The sequence below is a fragment of the Actinoplanes solisilvae genome (assembly GCF_003999975.1).
In the GTDB taxonomy this organism is placed as follows: domain Bacteria; phylum Actinomycetota; class Actinomycetes; order Mycobacteriales; family Micromonosporaceae; genus Actinoplanes; species Actinoplanes solisilvae.
On sequence record NZ_RJAC01000001.1, the window covers coordinates 829,255 to 848,904 of the forward strand.

A 19,650-nucleotide genomic window follows, 5' to 3' on the forward strand; every position below is an offset into this window, starting at 1 on the left:
GCCCAAACGCCCCCCATTCCCGATCCGGCGTCAGCCCCCGAGCGACGAGGCGGCGCTACGGATGGCCGACGAGAAGTAGCTGACCTGGGTGTAGACGCCCGGCTTGTTCGGGCGGGCGCAACCATCGCCCCAGCTCACGATGCCGACCTGGATCCAGGCGTTACTCGCGTCGCGGCGGAACATCGGGCCGCCCGAATCGCCCTGGCAGGTGTCGACGCCGCCCGAGGTGTAGCCGGCGCAGATCTCCTCGGCCGCGATGACCTGACCGTTGTACTGCGACGACGAGTTGCAGGTGGCGTCGCTGACGAACGGCACGGTCGCCTTGAGCAGGTAGCGCTGCTGCGCGCCGCCCTCACGCGCGGCACCCCAGCCCGAGATCGTGAAAGTGCCCGAGTCGTACGCCGTCGAGGTCGCGATCGGCAGCGTGGCCAGCGTCGTGACCGGGCTGGCGAGGCGGATGAAGGCCCAGTCGTCGCCGTTGCCGTTGTAGCCGGGCGCCCGGTAGACATAGTTCGACCGGACGGTGATGCGGCTGCTCGACTGCAGGTCGACGGCGCCCAGCGTGGCGGTGATCGACGTGTTGGCGCCGGTGCGGCTCACGCAGTGCGCGGCCGTGAGCACGAGGGTGGGGCTGTAGAGGGCGCCGCCGCAGCCCATCGACAGCCGAACCATGAACGGGAACTCGCCCTGCGCGGCGCGGGTGCCGCCGACCACCTGCGGGCTCACGACGCCGCCGCCGGGCTCCACCGGAGCGGCTGCCGCGGGCGCCGCGCCCCACGCCGCCACGGTGATAGCCGCGAGCGCCGTGCCCACCAGGATCCGCCACCTGACCATTCGGTCCTCCCACCACGAGCGCGTCCGGTAGGACGCGTAGGCGAGGAGCGTATGCATCATTATCTATGTCTGGGCTATCCCGGAAGGGTCATATTGCGGCGCCGACCCCGGGGGAAGGTCTTGTTGCGGCGCCGACCCCGGGGGGAAGGTCTTGTTGCGGCGCTGACCCCGGGGGAAGGTCTTGTTGCGGCGCTGGACGCCGGGCTGAGCCTCTGGTCGTCGCTTCGCTCCTCCGGGATTTCGCCCCTTTAGGTCGATGACTTGAGCCCGGTTTTCTGAGGCCGCAAAGAGCGACGGCCTCAGAAAACCGGGCTCAAGTCATCGACGGGCGAAATCCGGCCTGGCTGGGCTTGCACCGAAGCGGGGGTCGCGGTTCGTTTTCGTTTTCGTTTTAGTCTTCGTCTTCGTCTTCTTCTGGGTCTTGGTTTGACTCTTCGCCTAGGACGAAGGCCTGCATTGCCAGTTCGTCGCCAGAGGGCCAGACGTAGGTGGGGAGTTCGGCTGGGCCCAGTTCTAGGGCGTGGGACCAGAACTGGCGTACGGCGTCGGCGGGAGTGGTGGCCTCGATGGGGAGGGCGACGCTTACCAGCCACGTCGTCTTAGGGGTCACGCCGGCCAGGGTGGCGGCCAGGCGGCGGAAGCGGTCGGGATCGACGGGGGCGATGCGCATGTCGTCGTCGAGGGACAACTCGGCGGCGGGGGCCGGGTGGTCGAAGGCGCGGCGGACGTAGGTGAGGACCAGCTCGTCGCCTTCGGCCTTGATGGCCTGGGCCAGAGCCACCACCTCGTTGCCGGCGACGAGCAGCACCTCGTCGTCGGGGTCGACCGGGCCCGCGCCGCCCGGCACCGCCACGGTGTCGTGATGGAACAACCTCTCGGTCGCCCACCGATCCGCCGGAATGATCACCGCCCACTGAGCCATGCGGTCCATCTCATCACGGGCGGGGATCAGGGCTGAGCGGTGGGACCCAACAGCCCGCCACGTGGTCGTCGACCATGCCGGTGGCCTGCATCAACGCGTACGCCGTGGTGGGGCCGACGAAGCGGAAACCGCGCTTTTTGAGGTCTTTGGCCATCGCCTTGGACTCGGGTGTGGTGGCCGGCACATCGGCCCGGGTCGCGGGGCGCGGCGGGCGGGGTGCGGGCGCGTAGGACCACAGCAGCGCGGTGAGACCGTCGGGCAGGTCGGCGGCGACGCGGGCGTTGGCGAGGGCGGCGTCGATCTTCATGCGGTTGCGGACGATGCCGGCGTCGGCCATCAGGCGGGCCGCGTCGCTCTCGCCGAACGCGGCGACCTTGTCGATCGAGAAGCCGGCGAACGCGGCCCGGAATGCCGGCCGTTTGCGCAGGATGGTGATCCAGGCGAGGCCGGACTGGAACGCCTCGAGGCACATGCGCTCGAACAGCGCGTCGTCGCCGCGCACGGGACGGCCCCACTCGTGGTCGTGGTAGGCCGCGTAGTCGGGAGTGCTGCCGCCCCAGAAGCAGCGGGCCTTGCCGTCGTCACCGAGCACGAGACCGGCCGCGAGCAGGTCGGCCGAGGTTTCTGTCATGGCGACCACGGTAGGGCCGCGGTGTGACAAAACTCAGGGCAGGCGGCCCTGCTCGACCAGACGGCCGAATTTCTTCAGCGCGCCGGTGAAGCCCAGCTTCGAGCCGGGCCAGAGCACCGGCCAGGCGAGCTTGCCGACCGGGCCGGCCGGCAGGTGGAACCACTCGTGCAGCACCACCTGGGTGCGGTCGCCGGACATCGCCGTGCAGCGCATCGTGCCGGGCCCCCGCAGCACCTTGCCGCAGTGCACGACCCCCACCTCGTACGGTGGATTGATCTTGACGACGCGCATCTCGTCGCGCAGCGCCGCGGGTCCCAGCGCGGTGACCGCCTCGATCAGGCTGCCCTCGCCGCCGTCGCCCTCGACCACGCGGACCCGGGTGAACGGGATCCACTCGGACTGCTTCTCCCAGTTCAGGAACGCGGCGAAGACCCGCGCGGCGGGGGCGTTGACGATCACCGTGGCGGTGACCTCACCGGTGCCGGGCTGGGCGGCGTCGCCCAGGCCGTCGACGGGCTCGGTCGCGCTCACCGGGGCTCCACGGACTCACTGCGAGCCGGTTCGTTGCGCACAGGTTCGTTGCGCGGGGCCTCGACCGGGGGTGCCGCGCTGACCTCGATCTGCAGGTCGCCCGGCGGCGGCGGGCTGGGGATCTCGGCCGGGGCGACAGCCGCCTCGCGGGCCTTGCGGAGCACGTCGGCGTCGGCCGTGCGGCCCTCGCGCAGCGCCGCCACCTCGGCCTCGAGCACACCGATCAGCTCGCCCTTGTAGCCGATGTCGTAGGCCGCGCGCTGCAGCGCCTGGTCGACCTGGGACATGCGGTAGCCGCGCCAGGCGGTGTCGAACTTGGTACGGGCCACGTCGTCCTCGCCGAGGGGCCGGTCGCCCGGCAGCGGAACGGCGGCGCCGTCCGGCTCGACGGGCGTCAGCGCGTTGTCGCCACCGCCGAGCATCACGGTCACGCCGAACACGATGGCGGCCACGACCAATGCCACCACGACGAACAGGAGAAGCTGGCCCATGCACGAATGTTGGCATGTCGGACAGCGCGTGGCGAGCCCGCCACCCCGACTTGCCCGCGCGTGAGGGCTCAGGTCCAGGTCAGGATCTTTTTGCGCCAGGCGTAGAGGATGCCGAGCGCGAGGACCGCCACGAACACCCCCATCTCGGCCACGGTCGCCCAACCGAACCCGGGAAGGTCGAAAACGACCGCCCACGGGAAGAGAAAAACGGCCTCCACTGCGAAAAGTACATAGAGATACGCGTATACGTAGTAGCGGATCTGGGCCTGCGCCCAGTCGCCGCCGACCGGATCAATACCGCTTTCGTACGACACGAACTTGCCGGGCGGCTGCGCCGGATCGGCCGGGCGGAGCAGCCGATTGGCCCCGAACGCGCCGACGAAGACGAGCACGCCGGCCGCCGCGACCAGCCCGAGCGTGGCGTACGACCCCAGATACCCGTCCACGATCCGACAGCGTAGTGGCCGAAAGGCCTGGAGGTGGCGTGCGCTCGCCGGATAGTGGACTCGGCTGGTTCAGGCGAGCCTTACCTGGCTACTGTGGGCAGCGGCCTGGCTGGCGCGTAAGGAGCGGCGACGTAGGCTGGAAGTGACTGACGTGGGCCGGCCGGCCGGCGCCCTTTTGGGAGGTTGCGACTGTGTCCGCTGGAGCGAAGCGAGTCGAGCAGCTTGACCGGGTGGTCATCCGGTTCGCAGGCGACTCGGGCGACGGCATGCAGCTGACCGGTGACCGATTCACCTCGGAAACCGCACAGCTGGGCAACGACATCTCGACCCTGCCGAACTTCCCGGCGGAGATCCGCGCACCAGCAGGCACGCTGCCCGGCGTGTCGAGCTTCCAGGTGCACTTCGCCGACTACGACATCCTCACGCCGGGCGACGCGCCCAACGTGCTGGTCGCGATGAACCCGGCCGCGCTCAAGGCCAACCTGTCCGACCTGCCCGCCGGCGCCGACATCATCGTCAACACCGACGAGTTCACCAAGCGCAACCTGGCCAAGGTCGGCTACGCGGCCAGCCCTCTTGAGGACGGCTCGCTCAGCGACTACGTCGTGCACCCGGTCGCGCTCACCTCGATGACGGTCGGCGCGCTGACCGAGCTCGGCGTTGCGAAGAAGGACGGCGAGCGCGCCAAGAACATGTTCGCCCTCGGCCTGCTGAGCTGGATGTATTCACGTCCGTTCGAGTCGACCCTGCGGTTCCTCGAGACGAAGTTCGCCAAGCGGCCCGACCTGGTCGCCGCGAACAAGGCCGCCTTCCAGGCCGGCTGGAACTTCGGCGAGACAACCGAGACCTTCACGGTCCGCTACGAGGTCAAGCCCGCCCGCATGAAGCCGGGCACCTACCGCAACATCACCGGCAACCAGGCGCTCGCGCTCGGGCTGGTGGCGGCGGGTGTGCGCGCCAAACTGCCGGTCTTCCTCGGCGCCTACCCGATCACCCCGGCCTCCGACATCCTGCACGAGCTGTCCAAGCACAAGAAGTTCGGCGTCACCACGATGCAGGCCGAAGACGAGATCGCCGCCATCGGCGCCGCGCTCGGGGCGTCGTACGGTGGGGCTCTGGGGGTCACCACGACGTCGGGTCCCGGCGTGGCGCTCAAGGGCGAGACGATCTCGCTGGCCATCGCGCTCGAGCTTCCGCTGGTCATCGTCGACGTGCAGCGGGCCGGCCCGTCGACCGGCATGCCGACCAAGACCGAGCAGGCCGACCTCAACATGGCTCTGTACGGCCGGCACGGCGAGGCGCCGCTGGCGGTGATCGCGCCGAAGTCACCGTCCGACTGCTTCCACGCGGCGATCGAGGCGGCGCGCATCGCGCTGAAATACCGCACCCCGGTCATCCTGCTCTCCGACAACTACGTGGCCAGCGGCTCCGAGCCGTGGCTGCTGCCCTCGGCCGGCGACCTGCCCGACCTGACCGTCGCGTTCGCCACCGAGCCCAACGGCGAGGACGGGCGCTTCCTGCCCTACCTGCGCGACCCCGAGACGCTGGCCCGGCCGTGGGCGATCCCCGGCACGGCCGGCCTCGAACACCGCATCGGCGGGCTCGAGAAGGCCGACAAGACCGGCGACATCTCCTACGACCCGGCCAACCACGAGTTCATGGTGCGCACCCGGGCCGAGCGCATCGAGGCGATCGAAGTGCCCGACGTCGAGGTGGAAGACGACGACGAGAACGCTCGCGTGCTCGTGCTCGGCTGGGGCTCGACCTACGGCCCGATCGGCGCGGCCTGCCGGGCGCTGCGGCAGCGCGGTCTGCCGATCGCCCAGGCTCACCTGCGCCACCTGTCGCCGCTGCCGGCCAACCTCGGCGAGGTGCTGAAGGCGTACGACAAGGTCGTCATCCCGGAGATGAACCTGGGCCAGTTGGCTCACGTGATCCGCGCGAAATACCTGGTCGACGCGGTCCCCTTCAATCAGGTCAGCGGCCTGCCGTTCACCGCCGCGACGCTGGAGAACATGCTCGAGGACGTGGTCAAGAATGGCTAGCCCGACACTGAACTCGCCAAATCGGACCCTGACGCCGGTCAAGCTGACCGCCAAAGACTTCAAGTCGGATCAGGAGGTGCGCTGGTGCCCGGGCTGCGGTGACTACGCGATCCTGGCCGCCGTGCAGGGCTTCATGCCCGAGCTCGGCATCCCGCGCGAGAACATCGTCTTCGTCTCCGGCATCGGGTGCTCCTCGCGCTTCCCGTACTACATGAACACGTACGGGCTGCACTCGATCCACGGGCGGGCTCCGGCCATCGCCACCGGGCTGTCGGCCTCGCGTCCTGACCTGTCGGTCTGGGTCGTCACCGGTGACGGCGACGCGCTCTCGATCGGCGGCAACCACCTGATCCACGCGCTGCGCCGCAACGTCAACCTGAAGATCCTGCTGTTCAACAACCGGATCTACGGCCTGACCAAGGGGCAATACTCCCCTACCTCCGAGCTCGGCAAGATCACCAAGTCGACCCCGGCCGGCTCGGCCGACTCGCCGTTCAACCCGCTGTCGCTGGCGCTCGGCGCGGAGGCCACGTTCGTCGCCCGCACGATCGACTCGGATCGCAAGCACCTGCAGTCGGTGCTGCGCGCCGCCGCCGAGCACGAGGGTTCGGCGTTCGTCGAGATCTACCAGAACTGCAACATCTTCAACGACGGCGCGTTCGAGCTGATCAAGGACGCGGGCAGCCGCGACGACCACCTGATCCGTCTCGAGCAGGGGCAGCCGGTCACGTTCGGCGCCGACAACCGGTTCGCGGTGACCCACCCGGCCGGCGGCTTCGGGCTCAAGGTCGTCGAGGGCGGCGACGCCATCGTGCACGACGCCACAGTGGACGACCCGGCGTACGCGTTCGCCCTGTCCCGGCTCTCGGGCTCCGACCTGGGCACCACCCCGATCGGCGTGTTCCGCGACGTGCGACGCCCGTCCTACGACGAGCTGGTCACCAAGCAGCTCGTCGACGCGAAGGCGCAGGCCGACGGCACGCCCGAACAGATGCTCGACGGCCTTCTCCACAAGGCCGACACCTGGACAATCCTCTGAGGATCCCCGGTACGATCGTGCGGTGACAGAGCTACCTGAGCTCAACACCGAGGTCGCCCACTCGGCGCGCCTCTGGAACTATCTGCTCGGCGGCAAGGACAACTTCGCCGCCGATCGCGAGGCGGCCGAGTTCGCGCTGGCCCTGATGCCCGAGCTCGTGCAGTCGGCACGGGCCAACCGCGAGTTCCTGGGCCGCGCGGTCCGCTACCTGGCCGGCGAGGGCGGTGTGCGCCAGTTCCTCGACATCGGCACGGGCCTGCCCACCGCCGGCAACACCCACGAGATCGCCCAGGGGGTCGCGTCCGACAGCCGCATCGTCTACGTCGACAACGACCCGATGGTGCTGGTGCACGCCCGCGCGCTGCTGACCAGCACCCCCGAGGGCGCCACCGACTATCTGGACGCCGACCTGCGCAGTCCCGCGGAGATCCTTTCGCGGGCCCGTGGCACCCTCGACTTCGGGCAGCCGATCGCGATCATGCTGCTCGGCATCGTGAACTTCGTCGTCGACGACGCCGAGGCCGCCGCGGTGGTCCGTGCCCTGGTCGACGAGGTGCCGCCCGGCAGCTACCTGGTCATCTCGCACCCGACCACCGAGGTCAACGGCCCGGCGGTCGAAGAATCGATGCGGGAGTGGAACGCGAGCGGCGCGGCGCCGATCACCGCCCGCACCCGCGAGCAGATCGCCGGGTTCTTCGACGGTCTCGAGCTGCTCGACCCCGGCGTGGTGACCTGCTCGGCGTGGCGGCCCGACCCGGCCCACCCTGGCATCACCGACAAGGTCTCCGAGTTCGCCGCGGTCGGGCGCAAACCCGCTTAGGCGACTCAGACTGCGACGTTGACGTCGCTGGTCTCGTCGCGGATGTAGACGATCATGTCGCCGGTCTCGATGGTGACCTTCTGGTTGCCGCCCAGGGGCAGCACCTTGCCCCGGCGGATCAGGGCCACGACCAGGGTCTGCAGCTCGCGCGGGTTGCGGCCCACCTCGGCCCGCTCGGCGCTGCGCATCGCCAGCGCCATGCCCTGACCGGGGGTGAGCAGGTCTTCGACCACGTCGATCAGCGGCGGCGCGGTCGTCGTGAGGCCCAGCAGGCGACCCGCGGTGGCCGACGAGACGATCACGTGGTGGGCGCCGCTCTGCTTGAGCAGCGCGGCGTTCTCCTGCTCGCGGACCGAGGCGATGATGCGCACCTGACCGGCCGTGAGTTGCCGTACGGTCAAGGAAATCAGGACCGAGGCCTCGTCGGTGTCGGTCGCGATGATGACCGCCTTGCAGTTCTTGACGTCGGCCTCGTTCAGCACGGCTGAGCGGGTCGCGTTGCCCTCGATCGTCACCAGGCCGTTGGTCTGCGCCTGGCGAACGCCGTCGGGCCGGCTCTCCACGACGACGATGCGCGACTTGGTGTAGCCCGTCTCCAGCAGCGCGGCGACCGCGGCCCGGCCCTTGGTGCCATAACCGCAGATGATGATGTGGTCCTTCAACTGTCGCCTCCACCGGCTGACGAGCAGGCTGTTGCGGTACTGGTCGGTCAGCACCTCGAGGGTGGTGCCGACCAGGATGATCAGGAAGAGCACCCGGGCCGGGGTGATGAAGAGGATGTTCACCAGCCGGGCGTGCTGGGTGAACGGCGTGATGTCGCCGTACCCGGTGGTGGAGAGCGACACGACCGCGTAGTAGAAGCAGTCGAGCAGGGTCAGGCCATCCCCATTGTTGTCCTTGTACCCCTCCCGGCCGGTGTAGATGACGGCCACCGAGACCAGGACGAGCGTAAGCGCGAGCGCCAGCCTGATGGCCAGCGCCCGGAGAGGTCCCTTCCGGACCCTGGGAAGATGGATCATGTGATGCCCCGCACGGACACACCATAGCGATCGCGTGCCGGGCGACCGCCCAGGACATCACATTAATCATCGTTCAGGAACATCAAGTACCGGCTTCGGCACGCTGCGGGAAAGCGGGATAGACGACGTTGCATGCACCCGGCACCCTTCGAAAACTGCTCGGATGACCCGACGCATCGCTCTCGTCCTCGCCCTGACCCTCGCCCTCGTCGCCCCGGCCGGGGTCTCGTGGGCCGCCGCCGCGGACAAGCCGGCCGTCCTGGCGAACTGGACCCAGCCCACCGCGGCCAGCACCGCCGCGTGGAACGCCGCCCGGCTCGACCGGGAGCCCTGGTTGTCCTACGGCTTCGACTGGTCCACCGACGACTGCTCGGCGGCTCCCGAGCGGCCCCTCGGCTTCGACTTCACCAACCCGTGCCGGCACCACGACTTCGGCTACCGCAACTACAAGGACCTCGGGGTCTTCGCCGCGAACAAGGCCCGCCTCGACGACGTCTTCTACGCCGACATGAAGCGGGTCTGCGTGCGGCACAACGTGGCCGTGCGAGCCGCCTGCTACAGCGTGGCCTGGACCTACTACCAGGCCGTTCACGTCTTCGGCTCGGTCGCCTCGGTGCGTCAGGCCGACCTCGACCGCGCGGCGCGGCTACCGCACTAGGCCCGCGAAACGCGTGGCGCCGTCCTCAAGATCCGGATGTTCGACGCCCAGCGCCATCGCGACGACCCGGTCAAACCCCAGACCCACCCCATCGGCGTACGCCACGTCGAAGGCGACATCGCCCAGCGCGCCCCGCAATGCGAGCTGCTGAGCCGACCAGAAGCGGCCGAACATTTCCGTACGCCGGGCTCCGCGCGCCGCCTCGGCCCCGCCGAACAGGACAGCGGCGGTCGCCTGATCGCCGCCGATCGCGCAGCGCACCGCGATGGCCGCCACCGCGTCGGCCGCGGCTCCGCTGAACCCGTGCCGCAGCCGGGACCGCAGCGCGACCACGAGATGATCGTGCGCGGCGACCAGATCGCCGCGGCGCAACGCCACCATGCCGAGCAGCCAGTCGACCGTACGTTTGCCGCGGTGTTCGGGGCAGGCCGCCTCGGCCTGCCGGGCCGCGCCCAGCAACTCGGCCGCCGAGGTCAGCTCCTCGCGCCGCCAGAGCAGCTCGGCCAACGCGATCGTGGCGGACAGCGCCGAGTCGGTCACTCCGTACTGCTCGGCCTCAGCGATCACCGCACGGCACAGGTCTTCGGCCTCGTCGTACCGGCCGGCCTCGATCAACGTCGCCCGGTGACCGGACATGGCCCGTACACGCAGAGGTTGATCTTGCTCGGTCCGGGCGATCCGCTCCGCCCGGTCGAGGTGGCGGGCCCGCTCGGCCCGGTCGTCGGCCAGGCCCGCGTGCACGAGATGGGCGTAGCCGAGCACGACCGGCTCCACGTCGACCCCGTCGAGCCGCCGGTAGAGACGGGAGAGCAGCTCACGACCCTCGGCCGCGCCGCCGTGCTCGCGCCACCACGGGTCGAGCGCGAGAGCGAGCCGCAGACCGGCACGGACACTGCCCTTGCCGGCAGCCCAACGCAGGGCGGTCTCCCACTCGGCCACATAGGGCGCGAGCTCGGTGAGCGACGTCGTGCGGGGCTGGCCGTCGGTGTCGACCGCGACCGACTCCAGCGTGTGCACGGCCCAGGCGGCGTGCCGGTCCCGGGCGGCGCGTTCATCGCCGGCGGCGGTCAGGCGCCGGGAGGCGTACGCCCGCACCTGCGCCGAAAGCCGGTAACGCGGGCCCGGCGCGAGCTCGATGAGGGACTTGTCAGACAACTCGGAGAGCGCACCGAGGGCCTCAACACCGCACCACTCGACCGTGCCGAGATCGACGGTCCCGGCGAAGACGGCCACGCGGCGCAGCAACCCGGCGGCCTGCGGGCTGAGCGTGCGATAGGACCAGTCGAGGTTGGCGGTCAGGCTGTCGTGCCGGTGCTCGGCGGTTTCGTCCCCCGGAATCTCCACCGGGTCGAGTGCCGTCAGCGGGTCGTTGAGACGGGCGGCGAGCTGGGCCGCCGAGAGCGAGCGCAACCGTACGGCGGCCAGCTCGGCAGCGAGTGGCGAACCCTCCAGCAGGGCGGCGACGCGGGAAAGATCGGCGTGGCTCTCGACGGGGGCGTGACTGCCGCCGCGAGCCTCAGCCGTGCGCTCGGACAGCAGGGTGAACACGTCGGCGGGCGACAGGGGCGGGATGCGCCACACGACCTCACCCGGAACGTTCAACGGAACCCGGCTCGTGACCAGCACGTCGAGGCGCGGGCAACGAGCCAGAAGACGGCGTACGAGGGTCGCGCAGGCGGCGGGGGTGGCGTCGGCGGTCTGCAGCACGAGCAGCATCCGGCGGGTGGCACAGTGCTCGAGCAGCGTCTCGAAGACCGGGCGGCCCGGCTCGGTGCGCACGCCCAGAGCGCCCGCCAACGCGGGGGCCAGACCGGTGCTGACGGCGTCCACCGTCCAGACCCCATCCGGGTACGCCTCCAGGAGTTGCTCGGCCGCGGCCAGCGCGAGACGCGTCTTGCCGGCGCCGCCAGGGCCGGCGACGGTCACGATGCGGTGGCGCTGGACCAGATCGGTGACCTCGGCCAGCTCGGGACGACGGCCGACGAAGGCGGTGAGCGGGGCCGGGAGGTTGTGGATGGCGGCGCCAGGAGTGCGCGGGCGCGGGAAGTCGCGGTCGAGGCCGGGCGCGAGGACCTGGAAGAGGCGCTCGTCGTCGTCGAAGCCGCGGAGCCGGTGAGGCCCGAGATCGAGAAGGTCGACGGTCGTCAAGATCTGCTCGGCCCGGCTGGGCAGGGTGGCCACCCGCGCCTCGTCCGGACGGGCCGCGGTCACGCCGAAAGGAATCGCGGCCCCCGTGGTCAGAACAGCCACGGTGGTGGCGCCGGAGCAGAGGACCTGGCCGCCGTGCGCGGCGGCGGCGACCCGGGCGGCGCGGTGCACCTCGACGCTGGCGTACTCGTCGCCGACCGGGCGAGCCCAACCAGTGTGCATGCCCATGCGGACGCGCGGGGCGACGGCGGCGCTGGGCCAGTCGTGTGCGGACAGTCGCCGTTGAGCCTCCACACAGGCCGCCACGGCGGTGACCGGATCCTGGAAAGCGACAAAGAAGCTGTCACCCTCAGTGAAAAGCTCGACACCGTCGTAGTCACTCAGCGCAGCTCTGATTACGGAGCGATGATCACCGAGGACGGAACCGTAATCGTCACCGAGCATTCGGGCCAACCGCGTCGAGCCCTCAATGTCGGTGAACACAAAGGTCACCAGCCCACTCGGCAGCTCGGTCCGTACCGACACGGTTGAACCTCCGCCTCCTTTGGGAAGTCGCCACACATGCTGCCGTACCACAGTGTCACCGGCCATCGTAGAAACGGACAGTAACCGTCCACCCGCCACGGCCTACCCCGGACGGAGGACAACGCTGGTTACACACGGCACTACGCGTGACGTAACGAAATGGATCGAGCGGAGTCACGCTGCGGTCGGCCAGATCCGGCCGACCGTTCGACGGTCCCCGCAAGAGGCACGGTGTGCGACGCCCCGACTGCTGGCCGACAGCGCCCACCGCGCCTCCCGCCGCACTGTTCGCGCAGCTAGATCATCATATTTCTGATCTCCGCGGGGGAGGTCGCACCGCCGGTCCGCCAAGGAAGGACGAGTGGGGTGGAATTCGCCACCGAGACGTCGGGCGTCCCGATATTCGGGCGCGAGTCGTCTCCTCGGCGCTGGGCTCCGACTGGATCTACCGCGGCGGCCGGGGGTCAGGTGCGCGATTGATCGGCGCCGCGGAGCGCAGTCCGGCGGCCGGGCTGTCCGGCATCGGCGCGGCGACCGGGGTTGTCCGGCAGCCGGCGCGGCGACCAGGGTTGTCCGGCAGCCGGCGCGGCGACCAGGGTTGGGGACGGTGGCGCGGTGGCTGAGACCTTGCGGCGACTACGCGGTGGCTGGGATTTTTACGGCGACGGCGCGGTGGCTGGGTCTGGCGGCGGCGTTTTGGCTTTCAGGCGGCGACGTGGATGTCGGCCGTCAGCAGCCGCAGGCGCCGCCACAACAGCCGCCACCGGCGGGGGCCGCCGGGCGGGGAGCCGTGCCGCCGCCACCGTTGAAGGCGACGGTGGAGAGCAATTTGACCGTGTCGGCATGACCCTGCGGGCAGGCCGAGGGCGCGGAGGCCTCGCTCATCGGCCGGTTGACCTCGAACGTGTCGCCGCACGCGCGGCAGCGGAACTCGTAACGCGGCATGGGCAAAGCGTAGGGCCTGCGACCCCGAGCCGAACAGCGGGCCGAACCGGCCGGGCGGAGGTTATCCACAGGCTTGAACGGGGCCTCTCGCGGCGGGCCTCGGTTGGGTAGTGTCGTCCGCGTGGTGGAGCGGCACGAAAAACCGGTGGCAGGGCCCGAGCTGAGAGCTGCGGCTCCGCATCAGGGCGGGCCTTTGGCAAGCTCCGGCGCGGCCCCGCCCGACCCGGCCTCGCCCAACCCTGCCTCGCCCAACCCTGCCTCGCCCAACCCTGCCTCGCCCGACCCGGTCTCGCCCGAACCTGCTACGCCGCCGGTTGAGACGGCCTCTCCGACGGCCGAGACGGCCACAGCGGCAGCTGAGACGGCCACACCGGCGGCCGAGGGGGCCACGTCCGATGGCTCAGACCCGGCTGCGACGAGTGCGGCAGGCTCTGAGGCAGCGAAGATCGGGCCCGAGGGCAAAAACACGCCAAAAGCCATAAACGGTTCAATGACCGCCGCTAAGCAGCCCACCATCGCGCCCACCGCTGGAAACATGTCGACGAGTTCGCCGACTCCGGGTGGCTCGACCGCGTCGCCCGTGACGGTCTCCGGCGAGGGCCTGGCCGCTCAGCCCGGCTCGGCCGCGACCAAGGGCTCACCGCCCAAGCCGCCCTCGGGCGACAGAGCACAAGAGACAGGCACCGACGTCGCTCCTGGTCCGGCCTCCGAAGCCGGGTCGGCCGCGAGTCCGGGCCCCGCCGCGACTCCGGGCACGACTGCGAGTCCGGGCACGACTGCGAGTCCGGGCACGGCCGTGGGCGCGGGCACGACGGTCGGTGCCGGCCCCGCTGCGGGTGCGGGTGCGGGTGCGGGACCAGCTTCGACAGCAGGCTCATCCGCGACCGCGGACCCGGCGGCGACGCCGAGCACAGCGGCGGCCACCTCCGACAGCCCCAAGGCTGAGGTCGGTGCGGCGGCCGCCGCCGGTACACAAGGGACTGCGGCCAGCCCGGCCGCGTTGAAGAAGGCCGGGGTACTCCGGCGGGCGAATCCCGTGCGGGCCGTGGGGCGTGCGGGGCGCAGCACGGCGGCGTGGGCCAAGCGGCCGAGCGGGCGGCTGATCGTTCCGGCGGTCATCGCTGTTCTCCTCCTCGGGGCCGCGGGGACGGCGGGGGCCTATCTCGTGCCCGAGGCGCTCCAACCCGCGCCCACACCGAGCAGCACCCCTGAGTTCGGCGCGGGCGGCGTCCCCTCGGGAGTCCCGGGTGGACTGCCGAGCGGTCAGCCCGGAGTGCCGGGCGGAGTGCCGACCACGATTCCCGGCGAAGTGCCGGGCGGGGTTCCGGGTGGGCTCCCGGGGGCTCCCGCCGGCGCGCCGACCGTTCCCACCGGGCAGGTGGCACTCGGGCCGACCGGCACGACCGCGACCGGGGGGCGGCCGGCTGACGCGCTCGCCGACTGGGCCGGCGCGACCGGCACCCGGGTCGGCATCCCGGTCGTCGCGGTGCAGGCCTACGGCTACGCCGAGCTGGTGCTCGCGCGCACCAAGCCCAGCTGCCACCTGAGCTGGACGACGATCGCCGCGCTGGGCTTCGTCGAATCGTCGCACGGCGCGGCCAACGGGGCCGTTCTGCAGGCCGACGGCACAACCTCGCCGACGATCCTCGGGCTGCCGCTGGACGGCAAGGGTGGCCGGCAGCTCATCCCCGACACCGATCGGGCCGCGCTCGACCAGGACACCACCTACGACCGGGCCGTGGGGCCGCTCCAGTTCATCCCCGCGACCTGGAACTCCTTCAAGGTGGACGCCGACAACGACGGCGTGGCCAACCCCAGCGACATCGACGATGCGTCACTGACGGCCGCGATCTACCTCTGTGAGAACGGGCGCGACCTGGCCCGGCCCGAGGCGTGGTGGGATTCGATCCTCTCCTACAACGCGGTCCGGCCCTATGCGCAGAAGGTCTTCGACGCGGCCAACGACTACGGGCGGCGGTCGCGGAGCTGACACCGGATGTTGCACGCAGGGTGACGATACCTACACATTTACGTTCGGAGCACTTCCCAGACGGTGCGCTTACCGGCAAGCTGTACGGGTGAGGGTGCGTGAATGGGATCCCCGGGACGCCTCGGCGGCGGAGATCCAGTCGCTCGTGAATACGGTGAATGCCGTTCTTGCCAGCGATCTTCCTGACGACCCGCCGTGGATCGACGGCCAGGTGCGTGACTACCTGGTCGAAACGATGCCCGGTGAGCGGCGCATCAGCTGGGTGGCTGAGGACGACCGCCTGCCCGAGGGCGAGAGCGAGATCTTCGCCGCGGTCAGCATGCTCCTGCTCGACGGCATCGGCGTGATCGAGATTCTGGTGCGGCCCAGTCTGCGGCGGCGCGGGCTCGGGCGTCAGCTCGCGGCGGTCGCGGCTCGCCGGGCCTACCTCGAAGGCTTCTCCACGATCGGGGTCGAGGCGATCGGCGGCACCCCCGCGATCGCCTTCTACGAGGCGCTCGGGTTCGACCGTGAATACGTCGAGACGCGCAGTGTCCTCACGCTGTCCGGCATGGACTGGCCCGCGCTCACCGTCATGGCCAACAGCATCGGCACCGGCTACCGCATCGAGTTCCATCCGGGCGGGCCGCCCGACCACCTGCTCGAGGCGTACGCGCAGGCCAAGCTCGAGGCTCAGGACGACGACGAGCTCGATCTGGCGCCGCGCTCGTCCGACCCGCAACGGCTGCGCGACTCGCTCGACACTCTGCACCGGCGCGGCCTGAAGCCGTACATCGTTCTGGCCCTGCACGACGAAAGCGGAACCGTCGCCGGGCTCACCGAGGTCGTCGTCCCCGCCCACCACCCCGAGCGCGCCGACCAGTACGACACGATCGTCGTGCGTGACCACCGCGGCTACGGCATCGACCGGGCGATCAAGGCACGCATGCTGTTCGAGCTGCGCGGCGCCGAGCCGGGCCTGCGCGAGGTGCAGACCTGGAACGCGCAACACAACGAGTCCATGCTCAAGGTCAACGCCGAGCTGGGTTATCAGGCCGACCGCGACTGGTACGAGTATGGTGCCGACGTCTCGCAACTGGTTCAAAGCCTGGAGTCCATCGACTAAGCTCAACCTCTGCGACCGGACGCCCGACCGCCGGTCCGCCGTGGAGGCGCCGTGCTGGGTCACCGGTTGTTGCCGCTGTTCGCCGTCCCCGTTCTAGCCGCCGGCCTGCTGTTCCCGGGCGTCGCGCACGCGACCGGCGCCGCGAAAGCGCAGGCGCACGCGACGGGGGCCGCGAAAGCGCAGGCGCAGGCGACGGGCGCCGCCGACGAGCCGCTCACCGTCGGCGCCATCCAGGGCAGCACACCCGGGTCGAACCCCCGCGCCCACCGTTCGCCGTACGCCCCGGTCTCGGGCAACGGCTCGAGCACCCTGAAATATCAGGTGCGCGGCGTCGTCACCCAGCTCGCCCTCTCACACACTGCCGCCGGCGTCGACCAGCACGGCTTCTTCCTGCAGAGCCGCCAGGGCTTCACCGACGGCGACCCGGCCAGCTCCGACGGCGTCTTCGTCTTCCTCGGCACGTTCACCACCCTGATCGGCGGCTACGCGCCCCGGGTGGGCGACGAGATCGTCGTGAACGCGCGCGTGGCCGAGTTCTTCAACCTCACCCAGCTCACCAGTGCCGAATGGGTCACCACCCTGGCCAGTGGCGTGACCGAGGTGCAGGTCGACGATGCTCTTCCGCCCGCCGACCGCAACGCCGCCGACCTGTTCTGGGAGCAGCGCGAGGGCATGCAGTTGCGGGTGCGGGCCGGTTCCGGCGTCGTGTCGAACACCAAGACGTTCGCGTCCACCGACGATGCCGAGGTGTGGCTCGTCGATCGCGCCGACCCACTTCTTCAGCGCGAGGACCCGTACGCGAGAAGGGTCTTCCGCGACGCTCACCCGCTCGACGACGTGCCGGGTCAGGCCGACAACGGCAACGGGAACCGGATCATGCTGGGCCCGATGGGGGTGAAGGCCGCGGCCGGCGACAGCGGGGTCGTGCTGCCCGGCGCGCGCACCTTCGACGCGACCACCGGCGACGCGGTCGGCGGGCTCTATTACGCCTTCAACAAATACGGCATCCAGGTCGCGGGCGTCAGTTTCCGCAGCGGCGCCGACCCGGCCGCCAACCATCCGCCGCGGCCCGCCGACCGGCAGCGCGAGGCGGCGATCTCGACCTTCAACGTCGAGAACCTGTACGACTTCCGCGACGACCCGAACGACGGCTGCGACTTCGCCGGCAACAGCGGCTGCCCGGGTGTCTCCCCGCCGTTCGACTACGTGCCGGCCAGCGCCGCCGACTATCAGGCCCGGCTCGTCAAGCTCGGCCGCCAGGTGACCGCCGATCTGCACAGCCCGGACCTGATCCTGGTGCAGGAGGCCGAAGACCAGGACATCTGCCGCGTCACCGGCGCCACGCTGAGCTGCGCGACGGCCGACAACGCCGACGGCAAGCCCGACACGTTGCAAGAGCTGGCGCTCGCCATCGCCAAGAACGGCGGCCCCCGGTACGACGCCGCGTTCGATCGCGGTGGCGCCGACGCTCGTGGCATCGTCTCCGGGTTCCTCTACCGCACCGATCGCCTGTCACTCGCCGCCGCGGTGGCCGGCGACGCGGTTCTCGGCTCGGCGCCGCAGGTGGCCTATCGGGGAGCTCCCCTGCCGGGCAATGCTGACGTGTCCAACCCGAAGACGCTCAACGCCGTGCTGCCGGCCGACGTCGATCGCTCGACCGGGGTCGACGGCGTCAACGTCTACACCCGCGCGCCGCAGGTCGGCCTGTTCGACGTGCGGGCGGCGCCGGGCGCGTCCGACCGCTACCAGATCTGGGCGATCAGCAACCACTTCTCGTCCGGCCCCGACACGCGGGTCGGCCAGCGGCGGGAACAGGCGGCGTACGGCGCGGCGATCGCCGACGCGATCGAGGCTTCCCACCCGAACACGCGAGTGGCGTTCGGCGGCGATCTGAACGTCTTCCCCCGGCCCGACGACCCGGTTCCGGCCGAGCCGGGCGACCAGCTCGGCCCGCTGTACGCCACCGGGCTGCACAACCTGTGGGACGACCTGCTCGCCGACGCGCCGTCGGCCGCCTATTCGTACGTCTTCGAGGGCCAGGCGCAGACGCTCGACCAGCTCTTCGTCAACGACGCGCTCTACGGCGACCTGGTCGAGATGCGCTCGGCCCACGTCAACGCCGACCACTCCGACGGCCTGAGCGACCATGATCCGCAGGTGGCGGTCTTCGAGTCGCGGCCCGGCCTGTCGGTCGGGGACGCAAGCGTCGTCGAGGGCGATTCAGGGCGTACGGCGTTGGTCTTCCCGGTCACGCTCACCCGGCCGATGACCACGTCGCTGACGGTTTGCGCGGCCACCGTGCCCGGTCCGACCACGCTGCCGTACGCCGATTTCGACCCGTACCTGGGCTGCCGCACGATCCCGGCCGGCGCCACGAGCGTGGCGTTCCCGGTCCAGGTGCGCGGCGACCGGCTGCGCGAGCACGACGAGCGGTTCCGGCTCGAGGTGGCCGCGCTCGCCGCCGTCCGCATCGTGGACGGCACCGCGACCGGCACCATCCGGAACGACGACTAGTAGCGGTCGCGGAGCATCTGGGCGGCCTCGGTGGCCCAGTAGGTCAGCGTGATCTGCGCGCCGGCCCGCTTGATCGAGGTGAGCGTCTCGAGGATGATCCGCTCGCGGTCGATCCAGCCGTTGGCCGCGGCCGCTTCGACCATCGCGTACTCGCCGGAGACCTGGTAGGCCGCGACGGGCACGGTCACCCGCTCGCGGATCGCCGCGATCACGTCGAGGTAGGCCAGGGCCGGCTTCACCATGACGATGTCGGCGCCCTCGGCCACGTCGAGGTCGACCTCGCGCAGCGCCTCCCGCAGGTTCGGCGGGTCCTGCTGGTACTGCCGCCGGTCGCCCTGCAGGGTCGATTCGACGGCCTCGCGGAACGGGCCGTAGAACGCGCCCGCGTACTTCGCCGAGTAGGCCAGGACCGAGACGTCCTGGTAGCCGGCCTTGTCCAGCGCCTTACGGATCACGCCGACCTGGCCGTCCATCATTCCGGACGGCCCGACCATGTGGACACCCGCGTCGGCCTGGGCGATCGCCATGTCGGCGTAGATCGCGAGGGTCGCGTCGTTGTCGACCGAGCCGTCCTCGGCCAGCACACCGCAGTGCCCGTGCGAGGTGAACTCGTCGAGGCACAGATCGCCCATCACGACCGTCGAGTCGCCCACCTCGGCGATCAGGTCGCGGATGCCCACGTTGAGGATGCCGTCCGGGTCGAGGCCGGCCGAGCCGGTCTCGTCCTTGTTCGCGTTCTCCGGCACGCCGAAGAGCATCAGCCCGCCGACCCCGGCGCTGACCGCCTCGTGCGCGGCCTTGCGCAGCGACTCACGGGAGTGCTGCACGACGCCGGGCAGGGAGCTGATCGCGCGGGGCTCGGTCAGCCCCTCCTTGAGGAAGAGGGGCAGCACGAGCTCGGCCGGGGCGATGCGGGTCTCTTCGACGAGACGGCGCATCGCCGGGCTGCGCCGGAGGCGGCGCGGACGGACATCCGGGAACATGATC

At 70.6% G+C, this 19,650-nt stretch carries 17 protein-coding genes; 7 read left to right on the top strand and 10 right to left on the bottom strand.

The annotated features are described in order from the left end of the window. Positions 1-30: 30 nt before the first annotated feature. From EER30_RS03965 to ndhC, 6 genes are all read right to left on the bottom strand, one after another. Positions 31-834, bottom strand: coding sequence for a S1 family peptidase (locus tag EER30_RS03965; RefSeq protein ID WP_127498309.1), 804 nt, complete (start codon positions 832-834; stop codon positions 31-33). A 391-nt stretch (positions 835-1,225) separates the two neighbouring features. Further along, on the bottom strand, positions 1,226-1,765 hold the full coding sequence (locus EER30_RS03970) for a hypothetical protein (RefSeq protein ID WP_432417498.1): 540 nt from the start codon (positions 1,763-1,765) through the stop codon (positions 1,226-1,228). Between the two features lie 4 nt (positions 1,766-1,769). Continuing rightward, a complete protein-coding gene (locus tag EER30_RS03975) occupies positions 1,770-2,387 on the bottom strand; it encodes a DNA-3-methyladenine glycosylase I (protein ID WP_127498313.1) in 618 nt (205 codons plus the stop codon). A 33-nt stretch (positions 2,388-2,420) separates the two neighbouring features. Then, entirely contained in the window at positions 2,421-2,918 is a 498-nt protein-coding gene (locus tag EER30_RS03980; RefSeq protein WP_127498315.1) for an SRPBCC family protein, read from the bottom strand. Continuing rightward, positions 2,915-3,409: a DivIVA domain-containing protein gene (locus EER30_RS03985; protein WP_127498317.1), complete on the bottom strand. Its 495-nt coding sequence runs from the start codon at positions 3,407-3,409 to the stop codon at positions 2,915-2,917. Before EER30_RS03985 ends, EER30_RS03980 begins: the two co-directional genes overlap by 4 nt. Before the next feature lie 68 nt (positions 3,410-3,477). Beyond that, positions 3,478-3,855: an NADH-quinone oxidoreductase subunit A gene (gene ndhC / locus EER30_RS03990; protein WP_127498319.1), complete on the bottom strand. Its 378-nt coding sequence runs from the start codon at positions 3,853-3,855 to the stop codon at positions 3,478-3,480. Between the two features lie 191 nt (positions 3,856-4,046). Here ndhC and EER30_RS03995 point away from each other — a divergent pair, with 191 nt between their 5' ends. The 3 genes from EER30_RS03995 to EER30_RS04005 are packed head-to-tail and all read left to right on the top strand — an operon-like array spanning position 4,047 to position 7,759. Continuing rightward, positions 4,047-5,900: a 2-oxoacid:acceptor oxidoreductase subunit alpha gene (locus tag EER30_RS03995; RefSeq protein ID WP_127498321.1), complete on the top strand. Its 1,854-nt coding sequence runs from the start codon at positions 4,047-4,049 to the stop codon at positions 5,898-5,900. Continuing rightward, positions 5,893-6,939 carry a 2-oxoacid:ferredoxin oxidoreductase subunit beta gene (locus EER30_RS04000; RefSeq protein WP_127498323.1) on the top strand — a complete coding sequence of 349 codons (1,047 nt, stop codon included), beginning with the start codon at positions 5,893-5,895 and terminating at the stop codon, positions 6,937-6,939. The genes EER30_RS03995 and EER30_RS04000 overlap by 8 nt, the downstream gene beginning before the upstream one ends. Positions 6,940-6,961: 22 nt before the next feature. Next, positions 6,962-7,759 (top strand): SAM-dependent methyltransferase, encoded by a 798-nt coding sequence (locus EER30_RS04005; RefSeq protein ID WP_127498325.1) that lies wholly within the window; start codon positions 6,962-6,964, stop codon positions 7,757-7,759. Positions 7,760-7,764: 5 nt separating this feature from the next. Here EER30_RS04005 and EER30_RS04010 read toward each other — a convergent pair whose 3' ends face one another. Then, positions 7,765-8,778, bottom strand: a complete 1,014-nt coding sequence (locus tag EER30_RS04010) for a potassium channel family protein (RefSeq protein WP_127498326.1) — start codon at positions 8,776-8,778, stop codon at positions 7,765-7,767. A 163-nt stretch (positions 8,779-8,941) separates the two neighbouring features. Here EER30_RS04010 and EER30_RS04015 point away from each other — a divergent pair, with 163 nt between their 5' ends. After that, the gene (locus tag EER30_RS04015) at positions 8,942-9,436 is read left to right on the top strand and encodes a phospholipase (RefSeq protein WP_127498328.1); all 495 of its coding nucleotides are present in this window, start codon (positions 8,942-8,944) and stop codon (positions 9,434-9,436) included. Here EER30_RS04015 and EER30_RS04020 read toward each other — a convergent pair. Then, the gene (locus EER30_RS04020; protein WP_127498330.1) at positions 9,425-12,109 is read right to left on the bottom strand and encodes a winged helix-turn-helix domain-containing protein; all 2,685 of its coding nucleotides are present in this window, start codon (positions 12,107-12,109) and stop codon (positions 9,425-9,427) included. The genes EER30_RS04015 and EER30_RS04020 overlap by 12 nt on opposite strands. 729 nt (positions 12,110-12,838) lie before the next feature. Further along, positions 12,839-13,054 (bottom strand): FmdB family zinc ribbon protein, encoded by a 216-nt coding sequence (locus tag EER30_RS04025; RefSeq protein WP_127498331.1) that lies wholly within the window; start codon positions 13,052-13,054, stop codon positions 12,839-12,841. A gap of 490 nt (positions 13,055-13,544) precedes the next feature. On the opposite strand from EER30_RS04025, the gene EER30_RS04030 reads away from it, so the two are divergent. The 3 genes from EER30_RS04030 to EER30_RS04040 all read left to right on the top strand — a co-directional run bounded on the left by EER30_RS04030 (position 13,545) and on the right by EER30_RS04040 (position 18,663). Next, on the top strand, positions 13,545-15,044 hold the full coding sequence (locus tag EER30_RS04030; protein WP_127498333.1) for a lytic transglycosylase domain-containing protein: 1,500 nt from the start codon (positions 13,545-13,547) through the stop codon (positions 15,042-15,044). 88 nt (positions 15,045-15,132) lie between these two features. Then, positions 15,133-16,149 (top strand): GNAT family N-acetyltransferase, encoded by a 1,017-nt coding sequence (locus EER30_RS04035; RefSeq protein WP_240669733.1) that lies wholly within the window; start codon positions 15,133-15,135, stop codon positions 16,147-16,149. A gap of 51 nt (positions 16,150-16,200) precedes the next feature. After that, on the top strand, positions 16,201-18,663 hold the full coding sequence (locus tag EER30_RS04040) for an endonuclease (protein ID WP_127498336.1): 2,463 nt from the start codon (positions 16,201-16,203) through the stop codon (positions 18,661-18,663). Here EER30_RS04040 and hemB read toward each other — a convergent pair. Next, complete coding sequence (hemB, locus tag EER30_RS04045) at positions 18,660-19,646, bottom strand: porphobilinogen synthase (protein ID WP_432417499.1); 987 nt, start codon at positions 19,644-19,646, stop codon at positions 18,660-18,662. The genes EER30_RS04040 and hemB overlap by 4 nt on opposite strands. Positions 19,647-19,650: the final 4 nt, after the last annotated feature.